Consider the following 17,770-nt stretch of genomic DNA (forward strand, 5'->3'; position numbering starts at 1 on the left):
GTTCCTGTTCCGCTGCGGGCAAAGACATTTCATGCAGCGCCCTCGACCTTTGCGGCCGTCCGGCAAAGCACCATTCCAGACGGAGGTAAGAACGTGGCACAGGCGGAAATCGGTTTGATCGGTCTCGGCGTTATGGGGTCGAACCTGGCGCTCAACATTGCCGAGAAAGGCAACAAGATCGCGGTCTTCAACCGCACGCCCGAGCGCACCCGGGAATTCTACGAGGAGGCGGGCGACCTCAAGGACCAGATCGTCCCCTGCGAGACCATCGAGGCGTTCGTCGCCGCCATCCGCCCGCCGCGCCCGATCATCATCATGATCAAGGCGGGTGATCCGGTCGACCAGCAGATGGAACTGCTGAAGCCGTTCCTGGAAAAGAACGACATCATGATCGATGCCGGCAACGCCAACTTCCGCGACACGATGCGTCGCTTCGACGCGCTCAAGGACAGTGGCCTGACCTTCATCGGCATGGGCGTATCCGGCGGCGAGGAAGGTGCGCGCCACGGCCCGTCGATCATGGTCGGCGGCACCGAGGACAGCTGGAAGCGCGTGGAGAAGGTGCTGACCTCGATCGCGGCGAAGTACAATGACGAGCCCTGCGTCGCCTGGCTCGGCGAGAACGGCGCCGGCCACTTCGTCAAGACGATCCACAACGGCATCGAATATGCCGACATGCAGATGATCGCCGAGATTTACGGCATCCTGCGCGATGGCCTGAACATGAGCGCCACCGAGATCGGCAAGGTGTTCGACACCTGGAACAAGGGCCGCCTGAACTCCTACCTGATCGAGATCTCCGGCACCGTTCTGGAAACCGCCGATCCTTTGACCGGCAAGCCGATCGTCGACATGATCCTCGACAAGGCCGGCCAGAAGGGCACCGGCAAGTGGTCGGTCATCGAGGCGCAGAACATGGGCGTGCCGGCGACGGCGATCGAGGCGGCGGTCGCCGCCCGCAGCCTGTCGTCGATGAAGGACGAGCGCGAGGCGGCCGAGAAGACCCTTGGCCTGCCCGGCCTCTCGGCGCTGTCGGTGTCCGACCGCGACGCCTTCATCAAGGATCTCGAAAGCGCGCTGCTCGCCGGCAAGATCGGCGCCTATGCGCAGGGTTTCGCCGTCATGTCGGCTGCCTCGAAGGAGTTCGGCTGGAACCTGCCGATGCCGGTCATCGCCAAGATCTGGCGCGCCGGCTGTATCATCCGCTCGCAGTTCCTCGACGAGATCACGTCCGCTTTCACCGCGGCACCGGACGCGGCGAACCTGATCGTCACGCCCGCCTTCTCCGCCATGGTCAAGGAAACTGACGGTGCACTGCGCCGCGTCGTCTCGGCCGCCGTTCTCGCCGGCCTTCCGGTTCCGGCACTCGCTTCGGCGCTCGGCTACTTCGACAGCTACCGCCGCGGCCGCGGCACGGCCAACATGATCCAGGCCCAGCGCGACTTCTTCGGCGCGCACGGCTTCGACCGCGTCGACGGTGCCGACAACCACCACGGCCCCTGGGGCAGCGGCCTCGTCGCCGGCGCCTGATCGCGGCGATGGAGACCGAGGTGGCCGGTCGCAAGATCGGCCGAAGACATGCAAGGGGCCGGCGTTCGCGCCGGCCTTTTTTGTTGTGTGCCGGGTCTCCCGGGGCATGCTCCGACATGGCAGACGTCATCCTCGGCCTTGTGCCGAGGATCTGACCACCTTTCCGCAGGTTTCCGTCTAATCCATTGAAGTCGTGGGCTTGGGCTGCCGATCCAGATCCTCGGAACAAGCCCGAGGATGACGTTTCTCGCATGGCGCGCAGTTCGTTCGACCGATCCCGCTCAGTCCGTCGGGATCGGATAGCTCAGCGTCTGCAGTTCGCTTGCCGGGCGGCCGTTGATGCGGCCGATGACGGCGCTGGCGAGTTCGCGGCCGGCGAGGCGGATGTCCTCGCGCATGGTCATGATCTCCGGCCGCAGCCATTGCAGGAAGGTGCTCGGCTCCTTGGAGACGATGTCGATGTCGTGGCCAACCCGGCGACCGCTGCTTTCGACGGCGGCGATCAGGGCGACCGCGCCGGAACCTGAGCCGGAGACGATGCCGTCCGGCGCGTCGGGTGCCCGCATCACCCGTTCGCAGGCCGAACGGATCTCCGGCAGGCCGGAATCGAGGTTGACCTCGCTGAACGGATAGATCGAGGCGCCGAAATCGCGCACCGCACGCTCGAAGCCGGTGCGCATGTGGACGTTGAAGGTCAGGTGCGGCGGCGGCTCCAGCAGCATCAGGTGGCGGCGGCCGCGCTCGACCAGCCGCTTGACGGCCTCGTAGGCGAAGCGCTCGTTGTCGAAGTCGTGGAACGGATGCTCCAGGCCCATCACCGTGCGGCCGTGGGTGACGAAGGGGAGGTTGCGCTCCATCATCAGCGCGACCCGGGCGTCGCGCGGTTCGGTGCGCGAGATGATGACGCCGTCCGCAGCGCCCGTCTCGAGGATGTAGCGGATCGGGTCGAGCGGATTGTTGGCGGTGCGGTAGGGCGTCACGACGAGGTGATAGGGGGTGGCGCCGAGGATTTCCGAGATGCCGGCCACCAGCGGGCTCGTCAGGCCCATGATCTCCTCCTCGAGGCTGAGGACGAGGCTAATGACGTTGGTCTTGCCGGTCCTGAGCCGCACGCCGGCGCGGTTCGGCTGGTAGCCGATCTGGCTGGCGACGAGGCGGACGCGCTCCTTCGTCTCGTGGCTGATGTCCGGCGCATCCTTCAAGGCGCGCGACACCGTGGTGATGCCGAGCCCGGTCATGAAGGCGATGGTCTTCAGCGTCGGCCTTTGCTGGCCGGACGGGGTGCCGCCGGCCCGCTCCCTGGTGATCCTGTCCATGCCCGTGTGCAATCCCTTCTGCCATCGGCCGGTTACCACGCCTGCGAACCGGTGGCCACTCCTGCTTCGATGATGCCTTCATACTGAAACGATACAGTTCTATTGTCGAGACGTAATCTGGCGGTTTGTGAAGCTGGGGAACGGCTTTCCGGCTCGCCTCGGTTGTTCGACGGTGTCCATGCCGTGCGGCGATTGCGGGCTCGATTGCGCAAAATGTGTGTTCATGATAGCCGTCATTGGCGCCAATAGTGGCAAGTATACAAGAGGTTATGCGAATTTCTTTGCGTTTCGGCATTCCGGCGCCCAGCCGTCCAGGTACGAATTCTGCGGATTCTCGCGGCGGCGGGTTGCGCGGGCAAAACGTTTGCTCTACGTTTTTACTGCAACGTTTCAGTGAGGGAGGAGACTCATGAAAATCCGTTCCGCGATTGCCGGTCTGGCGGCGACTGTCGCGCTTCCGGTCGCAGCGAGCCATGCGACGGACCTGGAGGTGACGCATTGGTGGACGTCCGGCGGGGAGGCCGCGGCGGTCGCCGAGCTGGCCAAGGCCTTCGACGCCACCGGCAACAAATGGGTGGATGGCGCCATCGCCGGTGCCGGCGGCACGGCGCGGCCGATCATGGTCAGCCGCATCACCGGCGGCGACCCGATGGGCGCCACGCAGTTCAACCACGGCCGGCAGGCCGAGGAGCTCGTCCAGGAAGGCCTGATGCGCGACCTGACGGATGTCGCCGAGCGGGGCAACTGGAAGGAGATCATCCGGCCGGCGAGCCTGCTCGATTCCTGCACCATCGACGGCAAGATCTATTGCGCGCCGATCAACATCCATTCCTGGCAGTGGCTGTGGCTGTCGAACGCCGCGTTCGAGAAGGCCGGCATCCCCGTGCCGAAGAACTGGGACGAACTCGTCGCGGCCGCGCCGGCGCTGCAGGAGGCGGGGATCGTGCCGCTCGCCGTCGGCGGGCAGGCCTGGCAGGCGAACGGCGCCTTCGACGTCCTGATGCTGGCGCTCGCCGGCAAGGATGTGTTCCTGCAGGTGTTTGGCGAGAAGAACGCCGAGGTCGCCGCCGGTCCGGAGATGGCCAAGGTCTTCAAGGCGGCCGACGATGCGCGGCGGATGTCCAGGGGCACCAACGTCCAGGACTGGAACCAGGCGACCAACATGGTCATCACCGGCAAGGCCGGCGGCCAGATCATGGGCGACTGGGCGCAGGGCGAATTCCAGCTGGCGGGCCTGAAGGCCGGCGAGGACTACAGCTGCCTGCCCGGGCTCGGCGTGACCGAGGTGATCGCCACCGGCGGCGATGCCTTCTATTTCCCGCAGCTCGATGACGAGGCGAAATCCAAGGCGCAGGAGGTGCTGGCCGAGACGCTGGTCGATCCCAAGGCGCAGGTCGCCTTCAACCTGAAGAAGGGTTCGCTGCCGGTGCGCGGCGACGTCGATCTCGCCGCCGCCAACGACTGCATGAAGAAGGGCCTCGACATCCTGGCCAAGGGCAACGTCATCCAGTGGACCGACCAGTTGCTCTCGGCCGACAGCCAGAAGCAGAAGGAGGACCTATTCTCCGAATTCTTCGCCAGCGCGACGATGTCGCCGGAAGACGCCCAGAAGCGCTTCGCCGAAATCATCGCGACAGCCGACTGATCGGCCTGTTCGCGCTGACGCCGCCGGCTCCGGTCTCCGGACGGGGCCGGCGGCACGGCAACGCTGCCGTGCCGCGGCGAAGAGAGGCAGGACCGGAGAGGAGACACCCATGACGGGACAAGCGACGGGTCGAGCGACCACTCGCGCGCATCCCGGGCGGCCGGGCCGCCTGACGCGCAACCTCAGTGCCAAGATCGCATCCATCCCGATGATGCTGACCGCCGTGGTCGTCTTTCTCGGCGGCACACTCTGGACGGTGCTCTATTCGTTCACGAGCTCGAAGCTCCTGCCGCGCCTCAAGTTCGTTGGCCTCGACCAGTACGAGCGCCTGTGGGCGGCGCCCCGCTGGCTCGTGTCGATCGAGAATCTCGCGATCTACGGCATCTTCTCGCTGATCTTCAGCATGGTGATCGGCTTCGTGCTGGCCGCGCTGATGGACCAGAAGATCCGCTTCGAGAACACGTTCCGGACGATCTTTCTCTATCCCTTCGCACTGTCCTTCATCGTCACCGGGCTCGTCTGGCAATGGCTGCTGAACCCCGAGCACGGCGTCCAGTCGGTGGTGCGCGCCATGGGCTGGGCCGGCTTCTCCTTCGATCCGCTCTACAATTCCAGCATCGTCATCTACGGCATCCTGATCGCCGCACTCTGGCAGGGGACCGGGCTCGTCATGTGCCTGATGCTGGCCGGCCTGCGCGGCATCGACGAGGACATCTGGAAGGCGTCGCGGGTGGACGGGATCCCGATGTGGAAGACCTATCTGTTCGTCGTCATCCCGATGATGCGGCCCGTCTTCGTCACCACGCTCGTCATCATCGCGAGCGGCATCGTCCGCGTCTACGACCTCGTCGTCGCCCAGACCAGCGGCGGCCCGGGCATCGCCTCGGAGGTGCCGGCGAAATACGTCTACGACTACATGTTCCAGGCGCAGAACCTCGGCCAGGGTTTTGCCGCCTCCACCATGATGCTGATCACGGTTGCGATCATCATCGTGCCCTGGGCCTATCTGGAATTTTCGGGAGGGCGCAAGCGTGTCTGATCGTGGCCAACTGAAGAAGACCGCCCACCTGTCGGAGGTGCCCGCCGCGTGGGAGGCCGGGCCGAGGGGCGCGAAGCCCCGCCGGCTGGTGTCGACCCGCACCATCGTCGTCTACGGCACGCTGTTCGTTGCCGCGGCCTATTATCTCCTGCCGCTCTACGTGATGATCGTCACTTCGCTGAAGGGCATGCCGGAGATCCGCGTCGGCAACATCTTCTCGCCGCCGCTGGAGATCACCTTCGAGCCCTGGGTGAAGGCCTGGTCGAGCGCCTGCACGGGGCTGAACTGCGACGGGCTGTCGCGCGGCTTCTGGAATTCGGTGATGATCACCGTGCCGTCGACGATCATCTCGATCGCGGTCGCCTCGATCAACGGCTATGCGCTGTCCAACTGGCGCTTCAAGGGCGCGGACATCTTCTTCACGATCCTGATCGTCGGCGCCTTCATCCCCTACCAGGTGATGCTCTATCCGATCGTGATCGTGCTGCGCGAAATCGGGCTCTACGGCTCGCTCTCCGGCCTCGTCATCGTGCACACGATCTTCGGCATGCCGATCCTGACCCTTCTGTTCCGCAACTATTTCGCCGGCCTGCCGGAGGAATTGTTCAAGGCAGCGCGCGTCGATGGCGCCGGGTTCTGGGGGATCTATTTCAAGATCATGGTGCCGATGTCGCTGCCGATCTTCGTCGTGGCGATGATCCTGCAGGTCACCGGCATCTGGAACGACTTCCTCTTCGGCGTCGTGTTCACAAGGCCCGAATACTACCCGATGACGGTGCAGCTCAACAACATCGTCAACTCCGTCCAGGGAGTGAAGGAATACAACGTCAACATGGCCGCGACGATCCTGACGGGCGCCGTTCCGCTCCTCGTCTACTTCGTCTCCGGCCGGCTGTTCGTCCGCGGCATCGCCGCCGGCGCCGTGAAAGGCTAAGCGCATGACCAGCGTTTCCGTCAAAGACCTCAGACTGAGCTTCGGCCAGGTCACCGTCCTCGACCAGCTCAATCTCGATATCCAGGAGGGCGAGTTTCTCGTGCTGCTCGGCTCGTCGGGATGCGGCAAGTCGACCCTGCTCAACTGCATCGCCGGCCTGCTTGACATCACCGACGGGCAGATCTTCATCAACGGCCGCAACGTCACCTGGGACGAGCCGAAGGACCGCGGCATCGGCATGGTGTTCCAGTCCTATGCGCTCTATCCCCAGATGACGGTGGAGAAGAACCTCTCCTTCGGCCTGAAGGTGGCGAAGATGCCGCAGGGTGAGATCGACAAGCGGGTGGCGCGCGCCGCCGAGATCCTGCAGATCGCACCGCTTCTGAAACGAAAGCCGTCGGAGCTTTCCGGCGGCCAGCGCCAGCGCGTGGCGATCGGGCGGGCGCTGGTGCGCGACGTTGACGTCTTCCTGTTCGACGAGCCGCTCTCCAACCTCGACGCCAAGCTGCGCTCGGAGCTGCGCGTCGAGATCAAGCGGCTGCACCAGTCGCTGAAGAACACCATGATCTATGTGACGCACGACCAGATCGAGGCGCTGACGCTCGCCGATCGCATCGCGATCATGAAGGGCGGGGTGATCCAGCAGCTCGCCGATCCGAACACGATCTACAACGCGCCTGATAACATGTTCGTTGCCGGCTTCATCGGCTCGCCGTCGATGAACTTTTTGAAGGGCGAGATCGCCGCCGGCGCGGACGGCAAGCCCGTTTTCGCGGCCGACGGCGTCACGTTCTCGCTTCACGGCTACAGGGCCGGCGAGGCGCTCGCGCCCGGCCGCAAGGTGGTCCTCGGCGTGCGGCCTGAGCATGTGGCGGTGGACGAGGCGGCAGCGGGCGGAGAGTTGCACGAGGCTGTGGTCGACATCGAGGAGCCGATGGGGGCGGACAACCTGCTTTGGCTGAAGCATGCGGGGCATACGATGGCCGTGCGGACCGCCGGCTCGCGCCGCTTCAACCCCGGCACGAAAGTGCGACTGACGTTCGATATGACGCTCGCCTCGCTGTTCGATGCTGCGACGGAAGAGCGGATCTGAGGGTTACGGGGAGGCGACCGAGGTTGCGTTTGGCTCTCGGCCCCTCATCCGCCTGCCGGCACCTTCTCCCCGCAGGCGGGGAGAAGGGCACAGGCCGCACCGTTTCGGCCACGTTGAGATGGTGCGCGTGGCACGTTCCCTCTCCCTGCTTGCGGGGAGAGGGCTAGGGTGAGGGGCAGACTGCCTCTCTGAAAGCTGGACTTCGAGACCCAACCGATGAGCGTAAGACCCGACATCACATCCATCGACCTCTCCGGCACCTGGCGGCTTGCAACGCTTTCCGGCGAGCATGCGGCGCCCATGGCCGTGCCCGGCGACGTGCATTCGGCGCTGATGGCCGCCGGGATCGTCGCCGACCCCTATGTCGGCCGCAACGAGCTGGAGGCGCGCTGGGTGGCGGAGGCCGACTGGGTGATGGAGCGGACCTTCCTGGTGCAGCCGGAGATGCTGGAGGCAGGCTGGTATCTCGACATCGGCAGCATCGACACGGTGGCTTCCGTCTATATGAACGGCGTTCTGGTGCAGGATATCGACAACTGCTTCCGCCGCTACCGGCCCGACGTGACCGAGGCGCTGAAGGCCGGCGAGAACCACGTCCGTGTCGTCATCCACTCGGCGGTGGCGGCAGCGGCGGCCCGGCAGGCGGAACAGCCCTTCTTCGTGCCCTGGCACGAAGGCAATTCGCCGATCGCCAACGGCAACATGCTGCGCAAGCCGCAATGCCATTTCGGCTGGGACTGGAACCTCGCGATCGCCCCGCTCGGCATCTACGAGCCGATCGTGCTGCGCAAGCTGGAGATTGCGCGCATCGAGCACGTGACCACGCGGCAGTTCCATCATGCCGATGGTTCGGTCGATCTCTACGTCACCGCTACCTTCCATGCCGAGGAGCCGGGCATCCTGCCGGTGCATTTCTCGCTCGACGGCGAGCGGGTGCGGCTCGACATCGGCGTCAATGCCGGCGAGACGGTGCTGACGCATCTCTTCCACGTCGGCGATCCGGACCTCTGGTGGCCGGCCGGAAGCGGCGGGCAGCCATTGTCGCGGGTCACGGTGGAGACGCCGACGGAGACGGTGTCGCGCACCGTCGGCTTCCGCCGGGTCGAGCACCTGACCGACCGGGACGAGGCGGGGAGCCGTTTCGCCCTGCGGATCAACGGCCGCGAGATTTTCTGCCGCGGCGCCAACTGGATCCCCGCGGATGCGCTCTTTTCCCGTGTCACCCGCGAAGGCGTGCGCGACCTGCTGCAGTCGGCCGTCGATGCCAACATGAACATGATCCGCGTCTGGGGGGGCGGCTTCTATGAGCCCGACTGGTTCTACGATCTCTGCGACGAGATGGGGCTGATGGTCTGGCAGGATTTCATGTTCGCCTGCAACCTCTATCCCTCGACGCCGGAATTCCTCGACAACGTGGCCGCCGAGGTCGACTACCAGGTGCGCCGGCTGTCGTCGCATCCCTCGATCGTGCTCTGGTGCGGCGACAACGAACTCGTCGGCGCGCTTGGCTGGTTCGACGTCTCGCGCAGGGATCGCGACCGCTACCTGGTCTCCTACGACCGGCTGAACCGCACGATCGAGCTGGCGCTGAAGAAGGCCGCGCCGGGCGCGACCTGGTGGCCGTCGAGCCCGGCCTCGGGCCCTCTCGATTTCGGCGACGCCTGGCATGCCGATGGTTCGGGCGACATGCACTACTGGTCGGTCTGGCACGAGAACAAGCCGTTCGAGGACTATCGCAGCGTCCGGCCGCGCTTCTGCTCGGAGTTCGGGTTCCAGTCCTACACGTCGATGCCGGCAATCCGGACGTTTGCCGCAGATAGCGACCTCAACATCGCCTCGCCGGTGATGGAGTGGCACCAGAAGAACGCCGGCGGCAACGAGCGGATCGCGGCGACCATGTTCCGCAGCTTCCGTTTCCCGAAGGATTTCCCGGGCTTCGTCTATCTGAGCCAGATCCAGCAGGGGCTCGCGATCCGCACCGCGGTCGAATACTGGCGCTCGCTCAAACCCCATTGCATGGGCACGCTCTACTGGCAGCTCAACGACACCTGGCCGGTCGCCTCCTGGTCGAGCCTCGACCACGGCGGGGGATGGAAGGCGATGCACTACATGGCGCGTCGCTTCTTCCAGCCGGTGGCCGTCGCCGCCATCCCGTCGAAGGACGGCAAGCGCATCGATGTCTCGGTGGTGAACGACACGTCAGAGGCGGTCGAGGTGTCGTTTGCGAGCCGGCTGGTCAGCCTTTCCGGAGAGGCGAGCGCCTTCCGGACCGTTTCGGGGACCTGCGGACCCGACCGGGCGGAGACGCTTCTTTCGATCGATGCGGGCGACATACCGCAGGACGCGCTGCTGTTCTGGTCGTTCCAGGCCTCGAACGGGATGAGCGGCAGCGGACACCATGCGCCGGTGCCCTACAAGGCGCTCGACCTTACGCCGTCCGGCCTGGCGCTCGCCGCCGCGCCGGGCGCGGACGAATCCTTCGACGTCACCGTCTCCGCGCGGGGGCTGGCCCTTCATGTGATGGTCGAGGCGAACGTTGCAGGGCGCTGGTCCGACAATGCCTTCGATCTTCTCGCCGGCGAGGAGAAGCGGCTGGTCTTTTCGCCCGCGCAGCCGCTGGCGGCCGGCGAGAGGCCCGCCTTCCACGCCTTGGATCTTCATTCCTGCCAGTCCGGTTCGGACGGCTAGACTTCAACCTGTGCCGCGTCCCCGCGTGCCATTCCCAGGAGCAAACCCAGTGCAGAAAGTCAGCTTCCAGCTCTATAGCGCCCGCAACTTCCAGCCCTTCTCGGACGTGTTCCGCCTCGTCTCGCAGGCGGGCTACAGCCAGGTGGAGGGATACGGTGCGCTCTACGCCGCGCTCGACAGCGCCGCGATCGCCTCGACCAAGGCCGAGCTCGACCGGAACGGGCTCGCCATGCCGACAGCCCATTTCGGCATCGATATGCTGGAGAACGAGCCCGAACGGGTGCTGGAAATCGCCCGCACGCTCGGCATCAAGGCGATCTATTGCCCCTATCTGATGCCGGAGGATCGCCCGAGCGACGCGACAGGCTGGCGCGCCTTCGGCGAGCGGCTGCAGAAGGCGTCTGTGCCCTACCGCAAGGCCGGGCTCGATTTCGGCTGGCACAACCACGATTTCGAGTTCGTCGCGCTGCCGGACGGCAGCTTTCCGCAGGATCACATCTTCGCCGGCGGGCCGGATCTCTCCTGGGAGGCCGACATCGCCTGGATCGTTCGCGGCGGCGCCGATCCGGTGGCATGGATCAGGAAGTATGCCGACCGGATCACGTCCGTCCACGTCAAGGACATCGCACCGGCGGGCGAGAACGCGGAAGAGGACGGATGGGCGGACGTCGGCCACGGCACGCTGCCCTGGGGCGAACTGATGAAGGTGCTGGCGGGAACCACGGCGCGGTACTTCATCGTCGAGCACGACAATCCGAAGGACCTGAAGCGGCTCGCCGAACGGTCCATCGCAACGATCAAGGCATTCTGAGGATGGACACCATGACCCAACAATCCGGGACTCAGCAACACGGGACCCAGCAACACGGGACGGAAGAGTACGGCGTCGGCATCATCGGCTGCGGGAACATCTCCGGGGCCTATTTCAAGCTGATCCCGCTCTACCGGAACCTGAGGCTCGTCGCCTGCGCCGACATCAAACCGGCGGCGTCGAAGGCCCGGTCGGAGGAATTCGGCGTGGCCGCGCAGGAGATCGACGATCTCCTGTCGAACCCCGCCGTCGACGTCGTCGTCAACCTGACGGTGCCGGAGGCGCACTATCCCGTCTCACGGCGTGCGCTGCAGGCGGGCAAGCACGTCTATTCGGAGAAGCCCTTCGTGCTGACGCTGGAGCAGGGCGAGGACCTGCGCCGCATCGCCGAGGCAAAAGGCCTGAAGGTGGGATCGGCGCCGGATACCTATCTCGGCGGTTCCCATCAGTTTGCCCGCCATCTGATCGACAGCGGCAGCATCGGCAAGATCATGTCGGGTACGGCGCATGTGCTCGGCCCGGGCATGGAGAGCTGGCATCCCAACCCGGACTTCTTCTTCGCGCCGGGCGGCGGGCCGATCCTCGACATGGGACCCTACTACGTCAACAACCTCGTCAACCTCGTCGGACCGGTCAAACGCGTGGTGGCGCTCGCCAACAAGGCGCGGGAGGAGCGGACGATCGGCAATGGTCCGCGTGCCGGCGAGAAGGTGCCGGTGATCGTTGCGACGAACATCCATGCGGTGCTCGAGTTCGAAAACGGCGCGCAGATCTCCCTGATGAGCAGCTGGGACGTGTGGGCGCACCGCCACCAGAACATGGAGCTCTACGGCACCGAGGGTGCGATCTTCGTGCCGGATCCGAATTTCTTCGGGGGCGCGGTCGAGGTTGCGGGCATGGACCGCGAGCCGAAGGCGGTCGAGGTCTGGGATCATCCGCTGACGGCGAAGAACTACACCTTCGACTGGGGCGTGCAGGCGAACTACCGCGGTATCGGGCTTGCCGACATGATGGCGGCGGTCGCGACCGGGCGCGATTATCGCTGCTCGCTCGACCGTTCGCTGCATACGATCGACGTGCTGACGGCGATCCTGCGCTCTGCGGAGGAGGGGCGGGCGATCGACATCGTCACCACCTGCACCCAGCCGGAAGCGCTCGGCATCGAGGAGGCGCGTGCGCTCCTTCGCGCCGACGTCGCCGCGCCGGCCGTCGAAGCGGCGGCGGAATAGCCGGGCTGCCAAGTCTGCATCTTGCGGTAACGACACGGGCGGGAGTATCCATTCCCGCCCAAGACATGAAATGGAGGACAGCCATGGCCTGGCAGCCCGCGGAAAACCGCTACGAGACCATGAAATACAACCGCCTCGGACGCTCCGGCCTGAAGCTGCCGGCGATCTCGCTCGGCCTGTGGCACAATTTCGGCGGCGATACGCCGCATGAGCGCAAGGTCGAGATGTGTCGCACCGCCTTCGATCTCGGCATCACCCATTTCGACCTCGCCAACAATTACGGCCCGCCGCCCGGTTCGGCGGAGACCGCATTCGGCGAGATCCTGCGCACGGAGTTTTCCGGTTTGCGCGACGAACTGATCGTCTCGTCCAAGGCGGGATACGACATGTGGCCCGGCCCCTACGGCGAGTGGGGCAGCCGCAAGTACCTGATCGCCTCCTGCGACCAGAGCCTGAAGCGGATGGGGCTCGACTATGTCGACATCTTCTATTCGCACCGCTTCGATCCGGAGACGCCGCTCGAGGAGACCTGCGCCGCGCTCGACCATATCGTCCGCTCGGGGCGCGCGCTCTATGTCGGCATCTCGTCCTACAATTCGCAGCGCACGCGCGAGGCGGCGGCGATCCTGAAGGCGCTCGGCACGCCCTGCCTGATCCACCAGCCGAGCTATTCGATGCTCAACCGCTGGATCGAGACGGACGGGCTCGTGGATACGCTGGAGGAACTCGGCATCGGCTCGATCGTGTTCTCGCCTTTGGCGCAGGGCATGCTGACGACGAAGTACCTGTCCGGCATCCCCGGCGACAGCCGGGCGGCGCAGAACCATTTCCTGAAGAAGGACTTCATCCGGCCGGAGACGATCGAGAACATCCGCAAGCTGAACGCGATCGCCGAGCGTCGCGGCCAGACGCTGGCGCAGATGGCGATCGCCTGGGTGCTGCGCGGCGGCCGGATCACCTCGGCGCTGATCGGGGCGAGCCGCGCCGCGCAGATCGTCGATTGCGTCAGGGCGCTGGACCGGCCCGACTTCACCGCCGAGGAGTTGGGGGAAATCGACACCTACGCCCGCGAGGCGGACATCAATCTGTGGACGCGCTCGGCCGAGCTGGTCTGACGGAACCGAGAGGCCGCCCGGTGCAGGTCGGGCGGCCTCTTTCAAGGACATTTCTGATGTACGTACAGCAGGCCGCATGTTGCCTGCCGGGGAGGAGAACCACGTGATCCGCAATCCGATCCTGCCGGGCTTCAATCCGGATCCGTCGATCTGCCGCGTCGGCGAGGACTATTACATCGCCACTTCCACCTTCGAATGGTATCCGGGTGTGCAGATCCACCATTCTCGCGACCTGGTGAGCTGGCGGCTGGTGCGCCGGCCGCTGGAGCGGGCGAGCCAGCTCGACATGCGCGGCAATCCCGACAGCTGCGGCGTCTGGGCGCCCTGCCTCTCCCATGCCGATGGGCAGTTCTGGCTGGTCTACACCGACGTCAAGCGCTTCGACGGGAACTTCAAGGACGCGCACAACTACATCGTCACGGCGCCGTCGATCGACGCGGACTGGTCCGATCCGGTGTACGTGAACTCCTCGGGCTTCGATCCGTCGCTGTTCCATGACGACGACGGGCGCAAGTGGTTTCTCAACATGCAGTGGAACCACCGCACTGAGAGCTACGGCGGCATGCCGAAGTCGCCCGCCTTCGACGGCATCCTGCTGCAGGCGTGGGATCCGGCGGAAAGGCGCCTTGTCGGGCCGGCGAGGAACATCTTCGCCGGAAGTCCGCTCGGGCTGGTCGAGGGGCCGCATCTCTTCAAGCGCAACGGCTGGTACTACCTGACGACGGCCGAGGGCGGCACCGGCTACGACCACGCCGTCACCATGGCCCGCTCGCGGACCATCGACGGGCCCTACGAGATGCACCCGGACGTGCACCTGATCACGTCGAAGGACCATCCGGAGGCGGAACTGCAGCGGGCCGGGCACGGCCAATATGTCGAGACGCCCGACGGGCAGGCCTATCACACGCATTTGACCGGGCGTCCGCTGCCACCGAAGGGGCGTTGCACGCTGGGGCGAGAGACGGCGATCCAGAAATGCGTCTGGCGCGACGACGACTGGCTCTATCTCGAAGGCGGCGGGCCGGTGCCGAAGGTCGAGGTGGCCGCACCGTTCGCGACGTCGGCCGCGGGGCGGGCGTCCGAGGTCGCCTATCGCTTCGACGAGGCGGCGCTGCCGGACGATTTCCAGTGGCTGCGCACACCGAAGCCGGAGCGGCTGTTCTCGCTTGTCGAGCGTCCCGGCTTCCTGCGGCTGTTCGGCCGCGAAAGCATCGGCAGCTGGTTCGAGCACTCGCTCGTGGCCCGGCGGCAGGAACACCACGATTTTTCCGCCGAGACGGTGCTGGCGTTCCGGCCGGACAGCTACCAGCAGGTCGCTGGCCTCGTGCACTACTACAACCGCCACAAGTTTCACGCGCTCGGGCTGACGTTGCATGAGACCCTCGGGCGCGTCCTGACCATCCTGTCCTGCCCGGGCGACCATGTGAACGGGCGGCTGGTGTTTCCTCTCGCCGGCGGCGTGCCGGTCGGCGAGGGTGCCGTCGCGCTCTCGATGGACGTGCGGGGAAACGATCTGCAGTTCTTCTGGCGGCCGGCCGACGGCGGCTGGAACGAGATCGGTCCGGTGCTGGATGCAGGCGTGGTGTCGGACGAGGGCGGGCGCGGCGAGCACGGGTCCTTCACCGGTGCCTTTGCCGGCATGTTCGCCTTCGACACGTCCGGTCGCGCGCAAGTCGCCGATTTCGAGCGCTTCACGTATCGGGGCGGGGCGGCCAACGGGTAGGTATCATGTTTGTTCTCTACTCTATTTCTTGCTCGTAAATGGCTGATTACATTACATAAGTTTAATCTTATTTTCAGTTTCCGTTCATCGGCCGAGCCGTATCAAGGGGGTGTCCAGACGAAAGGAGACACCCATGAAAAAGCTCTTTGCAGCCCTGATCGCGACCTCGGTTCTCGCCACGTCCTTCTCGGTGGCGGAGGCCCGTGACAACCGGTATCCGGCCCAGCATCACCATGTCGACAAGCGCGTGGTGCACAAGAAGGTGGTGGTCGAGAAGCGGACGGTCGTCCGCAAGCGTCACTGGGCGAAGGGCAACAAGCTGTCGCGCGCAGAAAGGCGGCAGATCATCAACGCCCGCGACTACCGCCGCCACCACCTGCATGCGCCGCGCCGTGGCGAGCAGTGGGTACGGGTCGACAACCAGTTCCTGCTGATCGGCGCCGCGACCGGCCTGATCGTCGGACTGGTCGCGGCGAACTGAACGGTCTGAACATGCAAGAGGGAGGGGCGGCTCGGGCCGCCCTTTTCGATTCCCGGTGGAGCCCTCCCGGGACGGCCGGCATGACCCTGCACAGAGATAGGTCGATCCGGCAGCGAGGCCGACCTCGCCGCCGTGCCGATACCGGTCAGCTTGCGGCGCCGACCACGCCGGCGTGGGCGGGGAAGAAGCGGTCCAGGCCGCGGCGCTTGCCGAACATGATGTCGTGCTGCAGGAAGCGGTAGTCGCGGACCAGCGGGTCGATGGTCTTCTTGCGCGACCAATCGGTCGTGGCGTTGCCGTCGCCGCGGATCAGCTGGTAGCGGTCGATGATGTCGTAGCGCTCCTGCACCCGGCCGAGGAAGCCGGTGTAGTAGGGATGTTCGTAACCGGCTTCCTTGAGGATGTGATAGGGCAGCAGCGCAGGGCTGATCGTGCCGATCTCCTCCCTGACGCCGGTCTTGTTCGACCAGACGACGAGGGGCGTCTCGTGCTCGCGCTTCATCTGCTCGACCGGGCCGCGGCGCTCGGCCGTGATGTTGTTCATGTAGCCGGTGGAGGTGTAGACCGTGTTGAGCGGTGGGAGGTGGTCGCCGAAGACTACGATGATCGTCTCGCGGTCGCGGTTCTTCGCCCAGTCCATCAGCATCTTCAGGCTGTCGTCGGCTTCCTTGACGCCCTGCGCATAGGTCGAAAGGATCTGGTTGTCGGCATAGGGAAGGCTGCCTTCGACCTTGATCGTGTTCTTCGCGTAGCGGTTGGCCTCGTAGGGGCCATGGCCCTGCAGGGTGACGGTGAAGAAGAAGAACGGGTCCTGCTGGGCATCGGCCTGGCGGATGATCTCGCGGGTCAGGTCCTCGTCGGAGGCGAAGATCCCGCGCTTGGTCATGGGCGGCATCGTCTCTTCGGTCTTGAAGGTCTCGAAGCCGAAGGACTTGTAGACGGAGGTGCGGTTCCAGAACCAGCCGGCGAAGGGGTGGATCGCGCGGGCCGTGTAGCCCTCGCCGCGGAAGAAGGTCGCCAGTGACGGGATCGGGTCGCGCACATACTGCTGGTAGGGAATGCTGCCGGTCGGCAGGAAGGCGTTCGAGAAACCGGTCAGCGCCTCGAACTCGACATTCGCCGTCAGGCCGCCGAATTCCGGCGAGAAGATCGCCCCGGATTCGCTCTTGCGGATGAGCGGCATCGGATCGGGGCTGAGCTTGACGTTCGACAGCCGGGTCGGATCCCAGAGCGATTCGCTCATCACCACGATGACGTCCGGCTTGCCGCGGTGGCTGGTGCCGGCCGGCAGCGGTTCCTGGTTGATGTGGTCGATCGCGTCGGCGGAATAGCCGGCGGGCGCCTTCACGTTCGCCATCGGTACGTTGATGGCGAAGGCGAGCATGAAGCCGTTGTGGCGGTAGTTCTCCGTCTGGTCCCACATGATCGGGAAGACCTGCAGGCGATCGCGCACCGGGGAATACTGGTTGTAGTCGAGGATGGAGCCGAAGCCGGCCAGCAGCGGAACGGCGAGCGCCAGCCTGAGCGCCCGCTGCGTCAAGGTCAGTTGTCGGAAACGCTTCCAGGCGAAGACCCACAGGGAGATCAGGGCGCCGGCCGCCGCGATCGCCCCGACGACGATCCCGACGGCAGTCCAGGGCCGGTCGCGGACCAGCGCCGGCATCAGTTCCATGATCTGGCGGCCGAACAGGAGGTCCGTCGGATAGAGCGGGTCGGTCAGGAAGATCTGCTTCTGCTCGGAGGTCAGCGCCAGCAGGATGGCGAGCGGCCCGAGGATCAGGATCGCCTTGTGCCGGCGGCCGATCAGGCCGTCGAGCGCCAGGAGCGCCAGGAAGAACAGGCCGCAGGTGGTCCAGCCCGGCTGCGCCAGGGTGGTGAGGAAGGTGAACGTGGCGCCGGTGGACTGGCGCGTGATCAGTTCGACCGCGGCAACGGTGACGAAGGCGAAGATGAAGGTCAGCGCGATTGAGCGGACGGCGGCCGCTGCAATCGCAAGGCGGCGCGCGTCCGCGACCTCGGAAACGACCGTCTCTTGCACTGCTGTCACCGAAACGGCCGGGGCTGAGGTTCTCACGCGCTACTCCGAAATGTCATAAAACTTTCGCTCAATTGTCATATCGTTGTGATCTTGAACAGGGGATGAATGCCCGTTGTGTGGGGATAGCC

At 65.5% G+C, this 17,770-nt stretch carries 13 protein-coding genes; 11 read left to right on the forward strand and 2 right to left on the reverse strand.

What is annotated here, in order from left to right; translation table 11 throughout:
• Positions 1 to 93 precede the first annotated feature (93 nt).
• Complete coding sequence (gene gndA, locus LQK81_RS08050) at positions 94 to 1,530, forward strand: NADP-dependent phosphogluconate dehydrogenase (RefSeq protein WP_230805167.1); 1,437 nt, start codon at positions 94 to 96, stop codon at positions 1,528 to 1,530.
• Positions 1,531 to 1,811: 281 nt separating this feature from the next.
• Here the strand turns inward: gndA and LQK81_RS08055 are convergent, their stop codons facing one another.
• Positions 1,812 to 2,846 carry a LacI family transcriptional regulator gene (locus LQK81_RS08055; protein WP_230805170.1) on the reverse strand — a complete coding sequence of 345 codons (1,035 nt, stop codon included), beginning with the start codon at positions 2,844 to 2,846 and terminating at the stop codon, positions 1,812 to 1,814.
• A gap of 409 nt (positions 2,847 to 3,255) precedes the next feature.
• On the opposite strand from LQK81_RS08055, the gene LQK81_RS08060 reads away from it, so the two are divergent.
• The 10 genes from LQK81_RS08060 to LQK81_RS08105 all read left to right on the forward strand — a co-directional run bounded on the left by LQK81_RS08060 (position 3,256) and on the right by LQK81_RS08105 (position 15,604).
• Positions 3,256 to 4,491: an ABC transporter substrate-binding protein gene (locus tag LQK81_RS08060; protein WP_230805172.1), complete on the forward strand. Its 1,236-nt coding sequence runs from the start codon at positions 3,256 to 3,258 to the stop codon at positions 4,489 to 4,491.
• A 109-nt stretch (positions 4,492 to 4,600) separates the two neighbouring features.
• On the forward strand, positions 4,601 to 5,530 hold the full coding sequence (locus LQK81_RS08065; protein WP_230805174.1) for a carbohydrate ABC transporter permease: 930 nt from the start codon (positions 4,601 to 4,603) through the stop codon (positions 5,528 to 5,530).
• Positions 5,523 to 6,464, forward strand: a complete 942-nt coding sequence (locus LQK81_RS08070) for a carbohydrate ABC transporter permease (protein WP_442967088.1) — start codon at positions 5,523 to 5,525, stop codon at positions 6,462 to 6,464. The genes LQK81_RS08065 and LQK81_RS08070 overlap by 8 nt, the downstream gene beginning before the upstream one ends.
• A 4-nt stretch (positions 6,465 to 6,468) precedes the next feature.
• Positions 6,469 to 7,557, forward strand: coding sequence for an ABC transporter ATP-binding protein (locus tag LQK81_RS08075; RefSeq protein ID WP_230805176.1), 1,089 nt, complete (start codon positions 6,469 to 6,471; stop codon positions 7,555 to 7,557).
• Positions 7,558 to 7,773: 216 nt separating this feature from the next.
• A complete protein-coding gene (locus tag LQK81_RS08080) occupies positions 7,774 to 10,245 on the forward strand; it encodes a beta-mannosidase (RefSeq protein ID WP_230805178.1) in 2,472 nt (823 codons plus the stop codon).
• A 49-nt stretch (positions 10,246 to 10,294) separates the two neighbouring features.
• Positions 10,295 to 11,056 (forward strand): sugar phosphate isomerase/epimerase family protein, encoded by a 762-nt coding sequence (locus tag LQK81_RS08085; RefSeq protein WP_230805179.1) that lies wholly within the window; start codon positions 10,295 to 10,297, stop codon positions 11,054 to 11,056.
• A gap of 11 nt (positions 11,057 to 11,067) precedes the next feature.
• On the forward strand, positions 11,068 to 12,285 hold the full coding sequence (locus tag LQK81_RS08090) for a Gfo/Idh/MocA family protein (RefSeq protein ID WP_230805181.1): 1,218 nt from the start codon (positions 11,068 to 11,070) through the stop codon (positions 12,283 to 12,285).
• Positions 12,286 to 12,368: 83 nt separating this feature from the next.
• Positions 12,369 to 13,400 carry an L-glyceraldehyde 3-phosphate reductase gene (mgrA, locus tag LQK81_RS08095; RefSeq protein ID WP_230805182.1) on the forward strand — a complete coding sequence of 344 codons (1,032 nt, stop codon included), beginning with the start codon at positions 12,369 to 12,371 and terminating at the stop codon, positions 13,398 to 13,400.
• A gap of 103 nt (positions 13,401 to 13,503) precedes the next feature.
• A complete protein-coding gene (locus tag LQK81_RS08100; protein ID WP_230805184.1) occupies positions 13,504 to 15,123 on the forward strand; it encodes a glycoside hydrolase family 43 protein in 1,620 nt (539 codons plus the stop codon).
• A 133-nt stretch (positions 15,124 to 15,256) separates the two neighbouring features.
• On the forward strand, positions 15,257 to 15,604 hold the full coding sequence (locus LQK81_RS08105; RefSeq protein ID WP_230805186.1) for an RcnB family protein: 348 nt from the start codon (positions 15,257 to 15,259) through the stop codon (positions 15,602 to 15,604).
• Positions 15,605 to 15,749: 145 nt separating this feature from the next.
• On the opposite strand, the gene LQK81_RS08110 is transcribed toward LQK81_RS08105, so the two are convergent.
• A complete protein-coding gene (locus tag LQK81_RS08110; RefSeq protein ID WP_230805188.1) occupies positions 15,750 to 17,678 on the reverse strand; it encodes an LTA synthase family protein in 1,929 nt (642 codons plus the stop codon).
• Positions 17,679 to 17,770: the final 92 nt, after the last annotated feature.

Source organism: Rhizobium sp. GN54 (assembly GCF_021026345.1).
Lineage (GTDB): Bacteria > Pseudomonadota > Alphaproteobacteria > Rhizobiales > Rhizobiaceae > Mycoplana.